We start from the raw sequence: 16,684 nt of genomic DNA, 5'->3' as shown, positions 1-16,684 counted from the left end.
CGTCGACCGTCCGACTACCGAACCCTGTTGTGGGCCGCCCTGATGCCGGCCGTGGCCCTCGCCCAGTATCTGCGGCCAGAGTGGATCGCCTATCTTTTCCCTGTGGGCTGCTACTTGGCGTTGAGCGCGGGCGTCATCGCGCACAACCACAACCACTGCACCACCTTCAAGAGCCGTCGGCTCAATCGATGGTTCAGCCTGTGGCTGTCGTTGTTCTACGGGTACCCCACGTTCGCGTGGATTCCCACCCACAACATGAACCATCACAAGTATGTGAACCGACCGGGAGACGCCACCATCACCTGGCGCTACCGCAACACCCACGATCTGTTCACGGCGGTCACCTACTTCTTCGTGTCCAGCTACTGGCAGAGCGAGCCCATCAAGACTTTCATCCGGAAGGCGCGCGAGGGGAACCGCCGGCTGTATCGCGAGATCCTCTTTCAGTACGCCGTATGGGGAACGGCCGCCCTCGCCACGGCCAGCTTCGGCGTGGCCCTGCACGGGTGGAAGCGAGGCCTGTGGGTGTGGGCGTGCGCCACGCTCTTTCCAGCGCTGTTCGCGCTTTGGACCATCATGCTCTTCAACTACGAGCAACACGTGCACGCGGATCCCTGGTCGCCGCATAACCATTCGCGCAGCTGGTCCGGGCATCTCGTGAATTTTTTCCTGTTCAACAATGGCTTGCACGCCGCGCACCACGAGAACGCCGGCACACACTGGAGTGAACTGCGGGAGGTGCACGACCGCATCAAGTCCCGCATCGACCCGCGGCTCGTCGAAAAGGGCCTGTTTTGGTACTTCACGAAGTGCTACCTGCTGGCGCCCCTCTTTCCCCGCTTCGGCACCCAGCAGATCGGCACGTTGCTGCCCGAGAATCCAGCCAGCGTGTCTCTATCCACGGCCGACGTGCCGCTGGCGGAAGCCGGGCAAACCGCCGCCATCGGATGAGCCCTCGGGGGGGCTCGTGCACGCTTCTGGCCAAAGCCAAGCTGTGGCCCTATAGTGCTGGGGAGATGACGCGCGTAGCTCGGAGACGCTGGTTCGACGCGGGGGTGGCCCTCGGGTCCGCGGCCGTGGTGGTGTTCGCTTTGGGGATGTCGGCCGCGCGCCCTGCGGTCGCCGATCCTGCGGTGGTTCCGCTGCGTGCCCTGTTGGCGGTGGAGGATCCGGCGACCGCGGGCGACGCCGAGCCTATGCCCATTCCCGCCACTGATGCCGAGACCCCGGGCTTGCTCCTGGGGAGCCCGACGGCCGAGCCCGAGGCCGACCAAAGCCCGGCGGTCAAAAAACAGGTGGCGATGGACGAGGAGGAGCCCTCGGTGTTCAAGACGTGGTGGTTCTGGACGTTGACGGCGGCCATCGTGGGAGGGACGGTGGGCCTGGGTATCTGGGCGGCCCAGCCCGAAGACTCACCCGCGCGCACCTGCTCCCCGGGAACGATTGCCTGCTTCGGTGACGGACGACCATGAGCTCTTCGACGACCAAACACTCTCGCTGCCACGCCGCTCTCAACCGGTGTTCGCTGTTTTCGGGCCTGCTTGCGGCCGCATTGACGTTGGCAGGATGCGGGAGCGAGATTGAGTACGCCTACTTTTCCGTTCAGGTCTCAATCGACCGGGCCACGGTGCCTGACGAGCTGAGGCGAAAGATTGCCTCCTGCGTCCTGGTCGTGGAAGGCGACGACACGGACTTCGTGAGCCTCCCGTGCACCTTGAACAGCGTGCCTTACGAGCTTGGCAAGGCCGAGTTCAGCACCGACGAGAGCCGTGGCCAGCTGGTTTTCACGGCGATCATGCGGGATCTCAACGGCGTCGACCTCGCGCGTGGCAGCTCGGCCCCCGTGGCCATCGTGCCGAACGTCAACCTCGAGGCGAGCGTGGTGGCCAAAGCCGTCCAGAGCGCCGACGCGGGCATGGGCGGCGACGCCAACGCTCCAGACGCAGGCGGCCTGGACGCGGGCGCAGAAGACGCGAACGGCCCCGACGCGGACAGCTCCGACGTGGCTGTCGGCGGCTGAGTCGGCCCGTTCAGCCGAGCTCGGCCAGGGCGCCCAACAGCTCGGCGCGCGTCTTGCCGTCGCCTACCTGGTCACAGAGGGCCACGCCGCGCTCGAATACGGTGCGTGCCTCGTCCCGCCGCCCGAGCGCCACGAGCACCCCCCCCGCGTGAAAATACGCCGGCACGTAGGCTGGATGCTGCGCCATCAGGTCGGAGTAGGCGTCCCAGGCGGCGTTCAGATCGCCGCCGTTCTTCAGCTCCTGCGCCAAGGCGTAGCGGGGAAACGGGTCGCTCGGGCGCTGGGCGATGAAGCCTCGAAGCAGGTCGAGGCGGTTGGGTGCGGCGGGCATGGCACTCAGGAGGTGGCCAGCGGTAAGGCCGGGCCGGGTCGTTCCTGGTGATTGGCCACCACGATCCGGTTTTTTTCGTCCACCAGCACCACGGTGGGCTTCCACGTCCGCGCGGCCGACTCGTCGACCTCCGCAAACGTGGCGATGATTGCCACATCCCCGGGCTGAGCGTGCCGAGCGGCAGCACCGTTGATGCACACCACACCCGAGCCCCGAGGACCGGGGATAGCGTAGGTCTCGAGGCGGCTGCCGTTGGTGGCGTTCCAGATGTGCACATGCTCGAACGCGAGAATGTCGGCAGCGTCCATCAAGTCTTCGTCGATGGTGACAGAGCCCTCGTAGGCCAAATTCGCGTCGGTGACGCGCACCCGGTGCAGCTTGGATTTGAAGAGCGAGCGTTTCATCGAGTTCCTTTCGTCCCGGCCCTGACGGGTCCAGGCGAGGTGTCCTATCTTTCTATCGTGACGTAATCGGTCCGCGTGTCAACGGCCTGGCACGCAGCGAAGGGAGGGCGTCGCCTTGGGCCTGGTTCGGTTGACTCGGACACGGGGATCCCGCAAGGTCAGAAAAACACCCAACGACCTTTCCCTCCGGGGGAAGAGCTGCGGAGCAGAGTGAGAGGAAAACCTTTCCAACGGTTCATCGGCGTCGACCTCGGCGGCGGCAAGGGCAAGAAGACGGCGGTGGCCGTGCTGAGCCGCAACGGCCACGGCGGCGCCACGGTGGAGCGTGTGGCGCCGCGCCTCGGCGAAAAGCCCCTGTACGACGATCGCCTCGTGCAACTCATCCAGTCGTTCGACGACGCCCCGAGCGTGGTCGCGATCGACGCACCGCTGAGCCAGCCCGCCTGCCTGCGTTGTCAGGTGCCCGTGTGTCCGGGACAGGAGGCGTGCGAAGACCCCGCCGTTCGGGTGATGCGTCGCCTCGCCACGGACCCCGTCAGCCCGCACCGCGACTACCGCCGGGGTAAGCCCGTGCTCACGCCCTACACGCAAAGAGCCACCGAGGTCTACCTGCACCGGAGGCGCAGTCTGCTGCCCCACGAAACGCCGGTCCAAAGCACGGGGCCCCTGGCCGCGCGCGCGATGCACCTGGCCAGGGCGCTTGCAGGCACGCACCAGCGTGGCGAGAGCCTGATTGAGGTGCTGCCGAAGGCCACGGTGTCGCTGCTCCGTCTCCCGAAACCGTACAAGCGGCACATCCGCGAGCGGGAAACCCGCGTGGCAATCTTGGCGGCGCTCGAGGGCGAGCTCGCCTTTGCACCTGGGGTGTGGCGTGAAGAGTGCGTGCAGAGCGACCACGTCTTCGACGCCGTGATCTGCGCGCTGACCGCCTTCTTGTGGGCCCGTGATGGGTGGCGCAAACCGGACGATCTCGCCGATCTGCCCAGCGAAGACGGATGGATCTGGGTTCCGCCCGAACCCGAAGCGACGCCTCAGCAAGACGGCCAACAAGAAGACGCCCCCGGCCCTCGCACCCGCCATGTGAGCGGCGCGTGAGGGCCCGCTTGCGCTTCAGCGCATAGCCACGGCGCCTGGCTTGGCGTCGAGCTCGTCGTTGGCGTCGTCGCTGCGGGCCTGGTGCAGAAGCACCGTGGCGCCCCGGTCCCGTAAGAACTCGAGAAAGGCCAGCGCTGAGGGCAGCTCCGCCGCGGGGATCTCGTCGAGCAGGTCGCGCGCCTGGCGCCGCAGGATCTCACCGGGGGCCTCGCCGGCCACCGCCATCTTCGGCAGCGTCGTCGGTTCGGCCGGCGTCTCCACGCGGCCCCAGGGGGGGCTGTTCGCCGTCTCGATCTTCATGTGCTCGACCCAGGTCTGCATGTGAAAGTGCAGCAGGTCCGACCGGTAGGAAAACCATCGCTCCCGCTCGGCAGGGAAGGCGAGGAGGACGTCCTTGAACCGGCGAAACGCCCCCTTGCCGTCGATGGCGACGAGCAGGCGATCCCGCAAAGCGTCGTCCGCGACCGACCCGACGAAACGCTCCATCCAGCGGTACTGCTCCCGCGACGAAGCCGGGTCGACCCGGAGGTAGCGGTCCGGGTTCGCGGCAACCTTCGCGCGACGCGCCGGTGCGTCCGGCTCGCCCTCCGTGATGGAGAGCAGGTCGCCCGCCTCGAGGTCCAAAAAGCTCTCTTGATCCGGCGAGTTGCGTTCGAACGCAATCTCCAGATCGCTCCAATTGACGGTTATGGCCATTTTCTGACTCCTGTCGCCCTCCTCCCACAGAGAGCGGCCAAGAATTTGTCTATAGACTACGGTGAGAATCGCTTCGGGCGGCGCGCGGCCCCCGAACTCCAGCCTAAGGTTGCCGGGCCCAGTTTGCAACGCTCCGTTGACGTTGGGCGGCAGAATTGCCCGCCGTCCGCATCACCGCGACCTTGACTTTCCGTCGTCGTTCTCTAGAGTCGACCCTCCCATGGCCCGCGTCACCGTCGAAGATTGTCTGGAGAAAGTTCCCAACCGATTTGCGCTCGTCATCCTGGCGGCTGAACGCGCCCGGCAGCTCGCGAGCGGCGCCAGCTCGCTCGTGGATTGCGAGAACAAGCCTGCCGTGAGCGCTCTGCGCGAAGTGGCCAAGGGCTGGGTGGCCTTCAACGAGTCCGTCGACAGTACGGTCTTCCAGTTCCTGGAAGAGGTCAAGCGGCGCGGTATGAAGGCGCCCCGCTAAGGGGCCCGGGGCCGGCCGAAGCCGGGCACCCACAGAGACAAAGCGGACAGGGCTCCTCGGGGGCCCTTTCACGTTTCGAAAGGGCTTGCGCGCGAAGGTTCACACCCGAAGGGCCATGAGGAATTTGAGGTAGTTGCCCTCGGGAAATCCGGGCGCCACGAGGTAGTCCGGTGGCAAGCCCACCCGTTCAACGATGCGCACGTCGGCGTGAGCCACTCCCGCCGCGTCCGCCAGAGCCCTATCAAGATCCGCCGGGCTCATCTTCACCGAGTTGGTGGAAAGGGCCATGAAGCCCCCCGGTTCGAGCACCCGCAGGCTCGCCGCGATCACGGAGACCATGTCCCGGGTTACGGAGAAGCTCTCGGAGGGCGCACTGCCGTGAGAAAACGTGGGAGGGTCGCAGATGACCAGATCGAAGCGACGGCCGCGATCAGCGAACTTTTCGAGCGCCTTTTGCGCGTCGCCGGTGATCTGCTCCATGCTGGCCGGATCGAGCCCGCTCAGCTCGTAGTTGCGCCGGGCCCGGGCGTGGGCGCGGGCTGCCGTGTCCACAGCCACCACCTCGGTGGCTCCGGCCAGGGCCGCACGCACCGAGAACGCGCCGGTGTACGAGAACAGGTTGATGACTCGTCGGCCCGCAGCCTTCCGGGTGACGGCATCGCGGCCGAGGCGCAGGTCGGGAAACATGCCCACCCCCAACGGCGCCGTCACGTCCACCGAGAACTTGGCGCCCGCCTCTTCCACCACGATCTCGAGCGGCGCCTCGTCACCTCGCGCCCGAACGGCGGGCTCGGGGGCCGCCTGTCCGCCAAGCGGCCGCAAGCGCTTCTGCTCGTAGATGCCCCGAGGACGCACCACGCGCTCGATGGCATCGAGGAGCTCATCGCGCCAGGGCAAGGAGCCGGCGGAGAGCCACTGGAGCAGCACGAAATCGCCGTAGCGATCCACCGTGACCCCGGGAAAGCCCTCGCTGTCTCCTGTGAACAATCGCAGCGCGTTGGGCCGCTCCTGCCCAAACAGAATCCAGCGGGTCTGGAAGGCTTTCTCGAAGCGGCGCACGATGGCGCCTGCGCCGGGATGCACCGCTTCGCGGGCATCGCGCGTGAGCATGCGGATCGCCACCGGGTGATCCTGGTCCACGAACCCCCGACCGAGGAACTCGCGGTTGCCCCCGATCATCTCCACCAAGGTGCCCGTGGGCTCCGTAACGGGGCGGCCGAGAGCCTCCCGAAACACCCAGGGGTGCCCCAAAATGACCCGGCGGGCGACGTCGTCCGGCAGACGGTATTGACCGTCCCGCGCCTGCACCCCGCGGGCCCGCGCCCGTGGCGGGGCGGCGTCCTGACCGGGCCGAATCACCCGGCGGGCGGGGATGTCTTCGCGCCTCAGGGGTGGGCGGTCTCCGAAGCGCCCCCCTCGGCCCTCGTCGCTCTCGCCTCGCGCGTCTTCCGTCTGTGGCGGGTGGTTGTCCCCGAAGCGCCCTGGGCGCCCGTCGCCCCCCTCCCCGCGAGGTCCACGCGGGGGCCGCCCTCGGTCGGGGCGAGGGCCCCGAGAGGCGCCAGAGGAAGGGCCAGAGCGATACGATGATGGTGGAGGACGTTTCACGGGACCTCACCATATAGAGAGCCCTCACCTCGCTGTCAAACCGGCTCAGCTGCCATTCCGCAGCGTCCGGGGGCCATCGCCCGGCCCCCCGGGCCCCCGAGGTGACACGCCCCCCCACCTGTGGTATACGGTGGGCTCGTTATACAAAGGTGAGCGGCTCGCGCGGTCCCGGTTCTGCCGGCCACGGGCCGCCGGCGACAAGGAGTTTGGCCCATGGCCGATGTCGATCGAGAAGAGCCCGTCTTGCAGGGGGTTGTGCAGTCTTTGCCCTCTCCGATGGGAAGCGGTGGAGTCCGCGCAGCAGCAGGAGGGAAAGAGGTGGACGAGGTATCGGAGGTGTCTATGGAGGGTTTGCAGGGGAGCCTGGACGAAACGCCCGGAGAGCCGACCATGCTGGGCTCGATCGAGGCCATCGAAGCGGCGCTCGAGGCCCAAAGCCGCAGTGCTCATCTCGACTTGGGTTCAGAAGACCGCACCGTGATTGCCCCTACCCCGATTCCGCCGGAGTCGGACGATCGCACCAACCCCACGGCAGACGCGCAGATCTTGGAGGCCCAGCCCGAAGAGGCACCTCCGATGATGCCGTTGCACCCCGCGGCTCAAACGTACGGCATGGCGGCCTTGGCGGCACGCGCACAGCCCGGCCCTTTCGGCGCGCGGCTCAGGAAGGTGCTGGGCAAGCCCGTTTCACTCTCGGCGCTTCAGCTCGGCTTGTTGGTGGTGGCCTCCGGTCTGTTCGGGGCCGTCCTGGCGCGGGGGGGGGAGCACGAGAGCGCCCCCACGGTACACCCCGCAGCCACACAGCCTCCTCGGGCTTCCGCGCCCGAGGTCGTCGCTCTGCCGACACCGGTCCCGCCACCAGAGCCCCCGGCGGCGAAGCCTGCGCCGGTCCAAGCGGCAGCGCCCCTGGGCCCAAAGAAAAAAGCTGACAAGAAGTTGGCCGGGGCTGAGCCGGCCAATCTGAAAAAAGCCACCCGCTGAGGGTGAAGCCCCCGGGCGTCGCGGAGCCCCTCTCCGCGGCGCGAGGCGGGACCGGTCGCGCCGCTCGGCAGACGGACGAGCAAAGCCGATAACTGCCGGAGACCACACCGATTCAAGTCGCGTCGAGAATCTGACGACCGGCTCTTCGGGGTTCATGAGCCGACTAGGAGAGTTGCTACTACGAGATCAGCTGATCTCGCCCGAACAGCTTGAGCTGGCACAAGAGGAAAGCCGCAAGTCCGGCGAGCGCATCGGGCACAGCCTGGTGAAGCTCGGGGCCATCCAAGAGGAAAACCTTACCCATTTCCTTTCCCGTCAGTACGGGGTGCCGGCCATCAACTTGGCCGAGTTCGAGATCGAAAGCACCATCATCGAGCTGGTGCCGAAGGATGTGGCCGCCCGGCATCGGGTGATTCCCGTCAGCCGCTCCGGTCAGGCGCTGATCGTGGCCATGGCCGACCCGTCCAACATCCTGGCCATCGACGATCTCAAGTTCCTCACCGGCTACAACATCGAGGTGGTGGTCGCGTCCGACGTGGCCATCGACGCGGCGGTCACGAAGTACTACGAGCCGAAGAAGTCGTTCAGCGTGGCGATCGAGAGCTTGATGAACGAGCTCGAGGCCGCGATCGAGATCGAGGCCGTCAAGGAAGAAGACATCAAGGCGGTCGATCTCGAAAAGATGTCGGAGGACGCACCGGTCATTCGCCTGACCAATCACATCTTGATGCAGGCCATCGATGTCCGCGCGTCCGACATCCACATCGAGCCTTACGAAAAGAGCTACCGCGTGCGTCTGCGGACAGATGGTGTTCTGCGCGAGATCATGCAGATCCCGATCGGACTCAAGGCGGCGCTTTCCTCTCGCGTGAAGATCATGTCGCAGCTCGACATCGCCGAGCGACGGCTGCCGCAGGACGGGCGTATCAAGCTCAAGATCGCGGGCGGGCGAGAGATGGACTTTCGTGTCTCGGTGCTGCCCACCTTGTTCGGCGAGAAGATCGTGATGCGTCTTTTGGACAAGGGCAACCTCCAGCTCGACATGACGAAGCTGGGGTTCGAGACCGATCAGCTCAAGGAGTTCAAGGACGCGATCAAACTGCCGTACGGCATGATGTTGGTCACCGGACCCACGGGCTCTGGAAAGACCACCACGCTCTACTCGGCGCTTCAAGAGCTGAATACGCCTGACGAAAACATCAGCACCGCAGAGGACCCGGTCGAATTCAACTTGCCCGGGATCAACCAGGTGCAAATGCACGAGGAGATCGGGCTGAACTTCGCTGCGGCCCTGAGGTCGTTCCTGCGCCAGGACCCCGACACCATCATGATCGGTGAGATCCGCGACTTCGAGACGGCAGAGATCGCCGTCAAGGCAGCGCTCACGGGTCACCGGGTGCTTTCCACCCTGCACACGAACGACGCCCCTTCCACCATCACGCGCCTTTTGAACATGGGCATCGAGCCTTTCCTCGTGACCGCATCGGTCAACTTGGTCGAAGCGCAGCGGCTCGTACGCAAGGTGTGCAGCGACTGCAAAGAGGAGGTCCCTACGCCGAAGGACCGCTTCAAGGCCATGGGCGCCTGGGACGAGCTCATCGACACCGCCCAGTTCTACATGGGCCACGGACGGGACTGCAAGACCTGCGGAGGCTCGGGGTACAAGGGACGCTTGGCCGTCTACGAGATCTTGACCGTCAAGGAGCCCCTCAAGGAGCTGGTGCTCCAAGGCGCCTCGGCCGCAGAGATCAAGGTGGAGGCCGTGCGATTGGGCATGAAGACTCTACGGATGTCGGCGCTCATCAAGGTGGCCAAGGGCGCCACCACCCTCGACGAGGTCATGCGCGTCACGGCAGGCGACTAGGAGAGTATGGACCATGACGGCAGCGGCCCCCCCTTTACAGGTCAACCTCCAGCAACTGCTCAAGGCGATGGTAGAACAAGGTGCATCCGATCTGCACCTGACCACCGGGACACCGCCTCAGCTGCGCATCGATGGGGTGATGGTTCCGTTGAGGCTTCCGCCGCTAGGCCCCGTGGAGTCGAAGCAGCTTTGCTATTCGGTGCTGACAGACGCTCAGAAGCTTCGGTTCGAGGAGGACAGCGAGCTCGACTTCTCCTTCGGCGTGCGCAACCTCGCCCGGTTTCGTGCCAACCTGTTCATGCAGAGGGGGGCCGTGGGAGGGGCCTTCCGTACGATACCGTTCAAGATCTCGACCACCCACGAGCTGGGGCTGCCCCCCATTCTCGACGAGTTGTGCAACAAGCCCCGAGGCCTGGTGTTGGTGACCGGTCCCACGGGCTCCGGGAAGTCCACCACTCTCGCGGCCATGATCGACAAGATCAACACCGAGCGCCACGAGCACATCATCACGATCGAAGACCCGATCGAGTATCTGCACGCCCACAAGAGCTGTGTCGTCAATCAGCGCGAGGTGGGCGGTGACACAAAATCGTTCAAGGACGCTCTGAAGTACATCCTGCGGCAAGACCCGGACGTGGTCTTGGTGGGAGAGATGCGCGATCTCGAGACGATCGAGGCTGCTTTGGTCACCGCCGAGACGGGCCACTTGGTCTTCGCCACGCTGCATACCAACAGCGCGGTTCAGACCATCAACCGCATCATCGACGTCTTCCCGTCGAACCAGCAGTCGCAAATACGTACCCAGCTGTCTTTCGTGCTGGAGGGCATAGTCAGCCAGAGCCTGCTGCCCCACATTTCGGGGCGTGGGCGCGTGCCGGCGGTGGAAGTCATGATTCCGAACGCGGCGATTCGCAACTTGATCCGCGAGGACAAGATTCATCAGCTCTATTCGCAGATGCAGATAGGCCAAGGAAAATCGGGCATGCAGACCCTGAACCAGTCCCTGGCCACGCTCTACCTCGCGCGACGGGTGAGTCTCGAGGAGGTCGTCACCCACAGCTCGGATCCGGAAGAGCTCGAGCAGCTCATCGCCAACGGCGGCGTTCAGCCGGGAGCCGTAGCCGGCGGGGTCCGGCCGATGGGGAGGCATTGAGGCACGATGGCAACCACGGCATTCATCTACGAGGCGCGCGCGCGCAGCGGCGAGGTCAAAAAAGGGGTCATCGAGGCGGAGAGCCCGGAGGCCGTCGAGGAGAAGCTCAAGCTTCAACTGCTCACGCCCGTTTCGATCAAGAAGCAGCCGAAGCAGCTCTCTTTCAGCTTCGGCTCGGGCGTCAAGACCAGCGACATCGTCATCTTCACGCGGCTCTTTGCCACCATGATCGACGCGGGCTTGCCCATCGTTCAATGCCTCGACATTCTCTCGAGCCAGGCTGAGAACAAGGCGTTCGGAAAGATCCTTGGCCAGGTCAAGGCCAGCGTCGAGGGCGGATTGACGCTGTCGGACGCGCTCAAAAGACATCCTCGAATCTTCGACCAGCTCTTCGTGAACTTGGTCGCAGCTGGTGAGGTCGGCGGCATCCTCGACACGATCCTGCAGCGCTTGTCTCAGTACATGGAGAAGGCCACGAAGCTGCGGCGCCGGGTCAAAGGCGCCATGACCTACCCCATCGCCGTGCTGGGGATCTCGGCGTTGGTGGTGGTGGTCTTGCTGACCAAGGTCATTCCCGTGTTCGAGAAGATGTTCAAGGAGTTCGGGGGCGGCAAGCTACCCGCACCCACCCAGTTCGTGATCGACATTTCCCACGCGATGATCGAGTACCTGCCGTACATCATCGTCACGCTCGTGGGGTCCGTGTTCGCTTGGCGGTGGGCCATGAGAACAAAGAAGGGCCGCCGCACCTTCGATCAAGTGGTTCTCAAGCTGCCGGTGCTCGGTGCCGTGATCCGGAAAGTCGTGGTGGCCCGGTTTACGCGCACCATGGGAACTCTGCTCGCCTCGGGCGTTCCCATTCTCGAGGCGATGGACATCGTGGGAAAGACGGCGGGGAACACGATCGTTCAGGAGGGTCTGAATTACACCCGCACGAAGATCTCCGAGGGCAAAGACATGGCTACCCCGCTCATGGAGACGGCTCTCATGCCGCCCATGGTCGTGCAAATGATCGCGGTGGGTGAACAAACGGGCGCTCTCGACAACATGCTGAACAAGATCGCTGACTTCTATGAAGAAGAGGTCGACGTGGCCGTGGCCTCGATGACCAGCTTGCTCGAACCCATGATCATGGTGGTCCTGGGCACGGTCATCGGCGGCCTCGTGCTCGCGATGTACATGCCGGTGTTCGAGATGGCGGGCAACGTCAAGGCCGGATGAGGGCGACGGGGCGTGAGCACCGCGGGCGACAGCGCCGGCTCGGGCCGCCCCTTCGCAAAAGGGGATGGCTCGACGACGACGGGGGGTGACACCGAGGCCGGGGCCGCGGACTCGGGCCGCTTCACCCCCATCCCCACGCCCGTGGGCCTCGAGAGGGCGAGCACGGGCGGCGACGACGGGCGCAAGCAGCTGAGGCGGCGCGAAGCGCTGCGCACCGTGGTCTACCTGATGCTGTTTCGGGTGGGCCTGGCCACGCTGCTCCTGGGCGCGTTGGTGGCGGTGGCCCTGGCGAACGGCAGCGCGGAGACCCTGACGGGCCCTTCGGGCCGCTTTGCCCTCACGCTGCTCGTGGGGACCTACGTGGTGAGCCTGGTCTACGGGCTCGTGGTCAAGCGCGTGACCGATCTGGTGCGCTTCGCGTACGTGCAGATGGGGGTCGACCTGCTGTTCGTGACCGTGCTCGTGCATGGCACCGGCGGCGTGCAGAGCGGGTTTCATTTTCTTTACCTGATTGACATCGTGGCGGTGGCCCTCCTTCCCGCGCGCCGCGGGGTTCTGTGGGTCTCGCTGGCCGCCGGGGGTGCTCTGACCCTGGTCTCTCTCGCCGGTTATCTGCAGTGGTTGCCCGAGCTGCCGGGCCAGACCCTGGCGCCCTGGGACGTCTCCCGGCGCGAGCTGCTCTTTCGCCTGGTGCTGAACCTGGCGGGGGTGGCCGCAGTGGGAGCCCTGGGCTTGTCGCTGGCGGCCCAATCGCGAGAGGCCGGCGAGAAGCTCCAGCGGCACGAGCAGTACGCGGGCGATCTGGCCTCGTTGCACGAAAACACGATTCGCTGCTTGTCGTCGGGTTTGGTAACGGTGGATCGCGAAGGCGTGATCACGTCCGTCAACGAAGCGGCCTGTGAGATTTTGGGGATCACGAGGCGGGCCGGGGTGGGCCAGCCGTTGGCGATGCGGGTACCGGGTTTGTCGGCGTTGCTCGATGAGGTGGGGCTGGTGGGAAACGTGCGGCGCCAGGAGGTGGATGCGGTACGGCCTGACGGGGCCGTGCGCAGGTTGGGGGTGTCGGCCACGCCGCTTTCGGATCACACCGGCCGCGTGATCGGTCGTGTGATCCACTTCCAGGATCTCACGGAGCTCAGGCGCATGGAGGTGGCCGTGGCGCGCTCGGAACGGCTGGCCAGCATCGGACGCCTGGCGGCGGGTGTTGCCCACGAGATTCGCAACCCCCTGGCCAGCATCTCGGGGTCGGTGGAGGTGCTGCGAACGCTGCCCGAAGCCGATGGCGATGCCAAAAAACTGATCGACATCACCGTCCGCGAAGTGGACCGGTTGAACGAGCTGATCTCGGCGCTGCTCGACTACGCCCGGCCACCCTGCCAGGAACGTAACCCCCTTCTCCTGACCGAGCTTGTGGAGGAGGTCGTGCGCGCCTTTCGCTCGGGGCAGCCCGAGGGCACGGTGGAGGTGGTACTTGACGCAGAGCCCGACGTCACCGTGCAGGGCGCGGCGGGCCAGCTACGGCAGGTGCTTTGGAACCTCCTGCGCAATGCGGGAGAAGCCATGCCGTCGGGAGGCTGCGTTCACGTCACGTTGAGCCAGGACGAGCTGACTTCGGGCCAGCGTGAAGCGGTGCTGACGGTCTCGGACGCGGGCATCGGCATATCGCCGGGAGACCAGGAGCACATCTTCGAGCCCTTCTTCACGAAGGGGAAAAAGGGGGGCACGGGGCTGGGACTTGCGACCGTGGCCCGCGCGGTGGAGGACCACCGCGGGACCATCGAGGTGCAAAGCACCCCCGGGCGAGGCACCAGCATCACGGTCCGTCTGCCGCTAGCGCGCCCCGCCTCAGCGTCTCCGCCGGCCCCTCCGCGCGCGCATCGACCGGCGGCTTGAAATCCGCTCAAGCGCCCGTTGCGGTCCGCCGATGGGTAATTTATGCCGATCAACGCCGTCGAGGGATCCACGAATTACGACACCGAGATGCTGGTCAAGGCCAAGGAGCAGCAGAAGGCCGAAGGGCGGGCCAACGTGAAGCTCATCGAAGAGGCCGCCGTGCGCTCCCCCGAAACCGAGCGCGCCCGGAATCCCAATTCGACGCTTTCTGTCATCGCCTGACGCCCCGTCCCCCGGACCCGGGTCCTGGGCCTCCCCCTCGGAAAAGGGTGGAGGAGGCGCTTTTCGTCTCGTCGCCGGCATCAAGGTGCGCTAGTCGATGGGCGATGGGTTACCAAGCGACGGGTCGGCTGCTCAAGAAGTTCGATACGAATCAGATCTCGGATCGGTTTCGCAAGCGCGAGTTCGTGCTCGAGCTGGCCGACGGCAAGTATCCACAAACCGTGATGTTTCAGCTCACCGGCGACCGCTGCGAGCAGCTGGACAGCTACGAGGAGGGGCAGACCGTCGAGGTCGAGTTCAGCCTGCGCGGCCGGGAATGGACGAGCCCCAAGGGCGAGGTGAAGTACTTCAACACCCTCGACGTGTGGCAGGTGAGCGGCCCTCAGAAGGGCGCCGGGGGGCGGGACGAAGAGCCCTTGCCCGAGTTCATGGAGTCGATGGACGACGTTCCGTTCTGAGCACGGGTGGGGGGCGTGCCAGGAGGGTCTTGCAAAACCCAAACAACCAGGGTAGTTAGACCTTCTCCGCGGGATTAGCTCAGTTGGTAGAGCGTCAGCTTCCCAAGCTGAATGTCGTCGGTTCGAGCCCGATATCCCGCTCCGTTTCGCTTGGTAGGCATCCCCTAGTGGCGCTGCCCCGCAGCGGGCTCATGGGGCTCCTCCGCCGTCCCGGTAGGGTTCACGAGGTCATCGGACAGGAACCGCACCTGACCGGAAGCTAAATCGTAGACGGCCCCCACCACGGCGACACGCCCCGACGCCACGGCCGTTCGGATGTCCTGGACGGCGAGCAGGTCCTTGACGGAGTGACGGACGTTGTCCTCGACCGCCAGGTGGAGCTGTTCCGAAAAGGGACGAGATGGATCGTCGTGGTGCAAGCCCGGTTCGATGTGCCCGAGGAGCGACATGATTTCGGGTGGCTCCGCGTTTTCGGCCATCTTGCCGTGAAAGTGGTGGAGCGCTGCCGTGACGGCCCCGCAGTTCTCGTGTCCCAGCACAACCAGCAAAGGTGTCTTCAGGTGGTCGACCGCGTACTCGATGCTCGCCGCCACGTCGGTGCCGACGATGTTTCCTGCCACACGGATGACGAAGAGATCTCCCAAGCCTTCGTCGAAGAGCAGCTCCGGCGGCACACGGGAGTCGCTGCATCCGAGGATGGTAGCGAACGGCTTTTGTTCCCCCACGAGACGGTGGCGGAACGACGCGTGCTCGTGGGGGTGGCGGGGCCGCCCGAGCATGAAGCGGGCGTTCCCGTCTTCCAGGGCCGCAAGCGCCGTTGCCGCCGTTCGAGGCGAAAGAGCGGCTGACGGGGAGGCGTCCGGGGCAGGAGGGGGCGGCGGGGCTGTCGTCCGTGCAGCACCGCCGCAAGCACCGGCGCTCACGACGCCAGCCAGGAGCAAGGGTCCAGCGAAGCGCAGTGCAAACGAGTACGTCATGTCGTTGTCCCCTCTCCTATCGCAACGGCGCGGACTCGGGGTGCGTAAAGTTTTCGCGTTCCGACGGGCGGTTCGAGACCCAGCGTGTCGCCAACCGTGTCCCGCCCGCTAGAGTACTCCTGGTCATGAACGACGGGGAGCTCTCGAACCCGAGGGATCAACGCCCCGAGGTGGTGTTGGTCGGCGGGGGACACGCACACGTTCAGGTCTTGCGCGGGCTGGTCACCAAGCCCATTCCCAACGTGCGGCTCACCCTGTTGGTCGATCAGCCCGGAGCGCTCTACTCGGGCATGGTTCCAGGGGTCATCTCGGGTCAGTACACACGCGAGGAGGCCACCATCGACCTTCGGCCTCTGGCGGCCCGCGCCGGGGCTCGCCTGGTGATCGGCAAGGCCGTTCGGGTCGATGCCGGCGCGGGCCACATCGAACTCGCGGGGGGAAACTTCCTTCACTACGAATACGCCAGTCTCAACGTGGGCTCAGTGGCCAGGGGGCCGGAAGGCCAGGACAGCCCTGCACATGCAATCGCCACACGCCCGATCTCGGAGTTGGTCTCGCGGCTCGAGCTGGCTCTCGCGAAACTTTCTCGAGAAACCCGTCCTTCGAAGGTCTGCGTCGTGGGGGCTGGTGCGGCGGGGGTCGAACTGGCCTGTGCGATCGCAGCCCGGCTCGGCGCGACAGACGGGGGACACCGCATCCACGAGGTGAGCCTCATCGGCGGGGGGGGAAGGCCGCTTCCGGGAGCCACGACGCGGGCGCTCTCGCGCGTGCAAGCCGCGCTCGGACGTCATCACATTGCCTTTTGCGGCAACACCCGCGTGCGCGCGGTGGACGCGTCGGCGTTGACCACGGCGTCAGGTGTCCGCTTGCCTTCGGATCTCACGATCTGGGCCACGGGGGCTGCCGCACCGCCGGTCATTCGTGACTCTGAGCTGCCCCACGATGCCCGCGGCTTCGTGCGCACCGATCAACATCTGCTGGTCGAGGGCTGCTCGAACCTCTTTGCCGCGGGAGATTGCGCCACCTTGGCGAGCGCTCCCGAAAAAGAGCGCGCGGGCGTGTACGCGGTGAGAGCCGGCCCCATCTTGCTCGCCAACTTACGCAGGCGCCTCGCGGGGCGCCCCCTCGAGAGTCATCGCCCCCAGAGCGACTACCTGCGCCTCCTCAATCTGGCGGACGGAACGGCTCTGGGCTCCAAGTGGGGCCTCGCTTTGCAGGGACGATCCGTGGCGTGGCTCAAGGACCGCATCGACCGCGGCTTCGTCTCTCGTTTCCGCTTCGACGATTGACCC

18 protein-coding genes and 1 tRNA gene are annotated in these 16,684 nt (G+C 65.8%); 14 read left to right on the top strand and 5 right to left on the bottom strand.

The genetic code is table 11. From position 1 onward, the window contains the following. Window positions 1–42 precede the first annotated feature (42 nt). The 3 genes from KA712_09405 to KA712_09395 all read left to right on the top strand — a co-directional run bounded on the left by KA712_09405 (window position 43) and on the right by KA712_09395 (window position 2,020). On the top strand, window positions 43–951 hold the full coding sequence (locus KA712_09405) for a fatty acid desaturase (GenBank protein MCG5053162.1): 909 nt from the start codon (window positions 43–45) through the stop codon (window positions 949–951). A gap of 65 nt (window positions 952–1,016) precedes the next feature. Next, the gene (locus KA712_09400; GenBank protein MCG5053161.1) at window positions 1,017–1,472 is read left to right on the top strand and encodes a hypothetical protein; all 456 of its coding nucleotides are present in this window, start codon (window positions 1,017–1,019) and stop codon (window positions 1,470–1,472) included. Next, window positions 1,469–2,020, top strand: a complete 552-nt coding sequence (locus KA712_09395) for a hypothetical protein (protein ID MCG5053160.1) — start codon at window positions 1,469–1,471, stop codon at window positions 2,018–2,020. The genes KA712_09400 and KA712_09395 overlap by 4 nt, the downstream gene beginning before the upstream one ends. Window positions 2,021–2,030: 10 nt before the next feature. On the opposite strand, the gene KA712_09390 is transcribed toward KA712_09395, so the two are convergent. Together KA712_09390 and KA712_09385 are read right to left on the bottom strand one after the other, a co-directional pair. Continuing rightward, on the bottom strand, window positions 2,031–2,351 hold the full coding sequence (locus tag KA712_09390) for a hypothetical protein (GenBank protein ID MCG5053159.1): 321 nt from the start codon (window positions 2,349–2,351) through the stop codon (window positions 2,031–2,033). 5 nt (window positions 2,352–2,356) lie between these two features. Beyond that, window positions 2,357–2,755 (bottom strand): aspartate 1-decarboxylase, encoded by a 399-nt coding sequence (locus tag KA712_09385; GenBank protein ID MCG5053158.1) that lies wholly within the window; start codon window positions 2,753–2,755, stop codon window positions 2,357–2,359. A gap of 210 nt (window positions 2,756–2,965) precedes the next feature. Here KA712_09385 and KA712_09380 point away from each other — a divergent pair, with 210 nt between their 5' ends. Next, window positions 2,966–3,850 carry a DUF429 domain-containing protein gene (locus KA712_09380; GenBank protein MCG5053157.1) on the top strand — a complete coding sequence of 295 codons (885 nt, stop codon included), beginning with the start codon at window positions 2,966–2,968 and terminating at the stop codon, window positions 3,848–3,850. A 15-nt stretch (window positions 3,851–3,865) separates the two neighbouring features. Here KA712_09380 and KA712_09375 read toward each other — a convergent pair whose 3' ends face one another. Then, window positions 3,866–4,546 (bottom strand): UPF0158 family protein, encoded by a 681-nt coding sequence (locus tag KA712_09375; GenBank protein MCG5053156.1) that lies wholly within the window; start codon window positions 4,544–4,546, stop codon window positions 3,866–3,868. A gap of 220 nt (window positions 4,547–4,766) precedes the next feature. Between KA712_09375 and rpoZ the strand changes: the two genes are divergently transcribed. After that, window positions 4,767–5,018, top strand: coding sequence for a DNA-directed RNA polymerase subunit omega (gene rpoZ / locus KA712_09370; GenBank protein MCG5053155.1), 252 nt, complete (start codon window positions 4,767–4,769; stop codon window positions 5,016–5,018). Between the two features lie 99 nt (window positions 5,019–5,117). Here rpoZ and KA712_09365 read toward each other — a convergent pair whose 3' ends face one another. After that, complete coding sequence (locus KA712_09365; GenBank protein MCG5053154.1) at window positions 5,118–6,377, bottom strand: class I SAM-dependent rRNA methyltransferase; 1,260 nt, start codon at window positions 6,375–6,377, stop codon at window positions 5,118–5,120. A 459-nt stretch (window positions 6,378–6,836) separates the two neighbouring features. Here KA712_09365 and KA712_09360 point away from each other — a divergent pair, with 459 nt between their 5' ends. The 8 genes from KA712_09360 to KA712_09325 all read left to right on the top strand — a co-directional run bounded on the left by KA712_09360 (window position 6,837) and on the right by KA712_09325 (window position 14,556). After that, window positions 6,837–7,604, top strand: coding sequence for a hypothetical protein (locus KA712_09360; protein ID MCG5053153.1), 768 nt, complete (start codon window positions 6,837–6,839; stop codon window positions 7,602–7,604). Between the two features lie 154 nt (window positions 7,605–7,758). After that, window positions 7,759–9,468, top strand: a complete 1,710-nt coding sequence (gene pilB / locus KA712_09355) for a type IV-A pilus assembly ATPase PilB (GenBank protein ID MCG5053152.1) — start codon at window positions 7,759–7,761, stop codon at window positions 9,466–9,468. A 13-nt stretch (window positions 9,469–9,481) separates the two neighbouring features. Next, window positions 9,482–10,621: a type IV pilus twitching motility protein PilT gene (locus tag KA712_09350; GenBank protein ID MCG5053151.1), complete on the top strand. Its 1,140-nt coding sequence runs from the start codon at window positions 9,482–9,484 to the stop codon at window positions 10,619–10,621. Between the two features lie 6 nt (window positions 10,622–10,627). Beyond that, window positions 10,628–11,842: a type II secretion system F family protein gene (locus KA712_09345; protein MCG5053150.1), complete on the top strand. Its 1,215-nt coding sequence runs from the start codon at window positions 10,628–10,630 to the stop codon at window positions 11,840–11,842. Window positions 11,843–11,854: 12 nt separating this feature from the next. After that, entirely contained in the window at window positions 11,855–13,735 is a 1,881-nt protein-coding gene (locus KA712_09340; GenBank protein ID MCG5053149.1) for a PAS domain-containing protein, read from the top strand. A 42-nt stretch (window positions 13,736–13,777) separates the two neighbouring features. Then, window positions 13,778–13,957: a hypothetical protein gene (locus KA712_09335; GenBank protein MCG5053148.1), complete on the top strand. Its 180-nt coding sequence runs from the start codon at window positions 13,778–13,780 to the stop codon at window positions 13,955–13,957. Between the two features lie 104 nt (window positions 13,958–14,061). Next, on the top strand, window positions 14,062–14,415 hold the full coding sequence (locus KA712_09330; GenBank protein ID MCG5053147.1) for a DUF3127 domain-containing protein: 354 nt from the start codon (window positions 14,062–14,064) through the stop codon (window positions 14,413–14,415). 68 nt (window positions 14,416–14,483) lie between these two features. Continuing rightward, window positions 14,484–14,556 (top strand) — tRNA-Gly (locus KA712_09325). Between the two features lie 23 nt (window positions 14,557–14,579). Here the strand turns inward: KA712_09325 and KA712_09320 are convergent. Next, window positions 14,580–15,392 (bottom strand): carbonic anhydrase, encoded by an 813-nt coding sequence (locus KA712_09320; protein MCG5053146.1) that lies wholly within the window; start codon window positions 15,390–15,392, stop codon window positions 14,580–14,582. A gap of 125 nt (window positions 15,393–15,517) precedes the next feature. On the opposite strand from KA712_09320, the gene KA712_09315 reads away from it, so the two are divergent. Further along, complete coding sequence (locus KA712_09315; GenBank protein MCG5053145.1) at window positions 15,518–16,681, top strand: FAD-dependent oxidoreductase; 1,164 nt, start codon at window positions 15,518–15,520, stop codon at window positions 16,679–16,681. Window positions 16,682–16,684 lie beyond the last annotated feature (3 nt).

This window comes from Myxococcales bacterium, assembly GCA_022184915.1.
Lineage (GTDB): Bacteria > Myxococcota_A > Polyangia > Fen-1088 > Fen-1088 > JAGTJU01.
The sequence above is the reverse complement of the archived record's forward strand: the minus strand, read 5'-3'. Positions and strand labels throughout refer to the sequence as shown.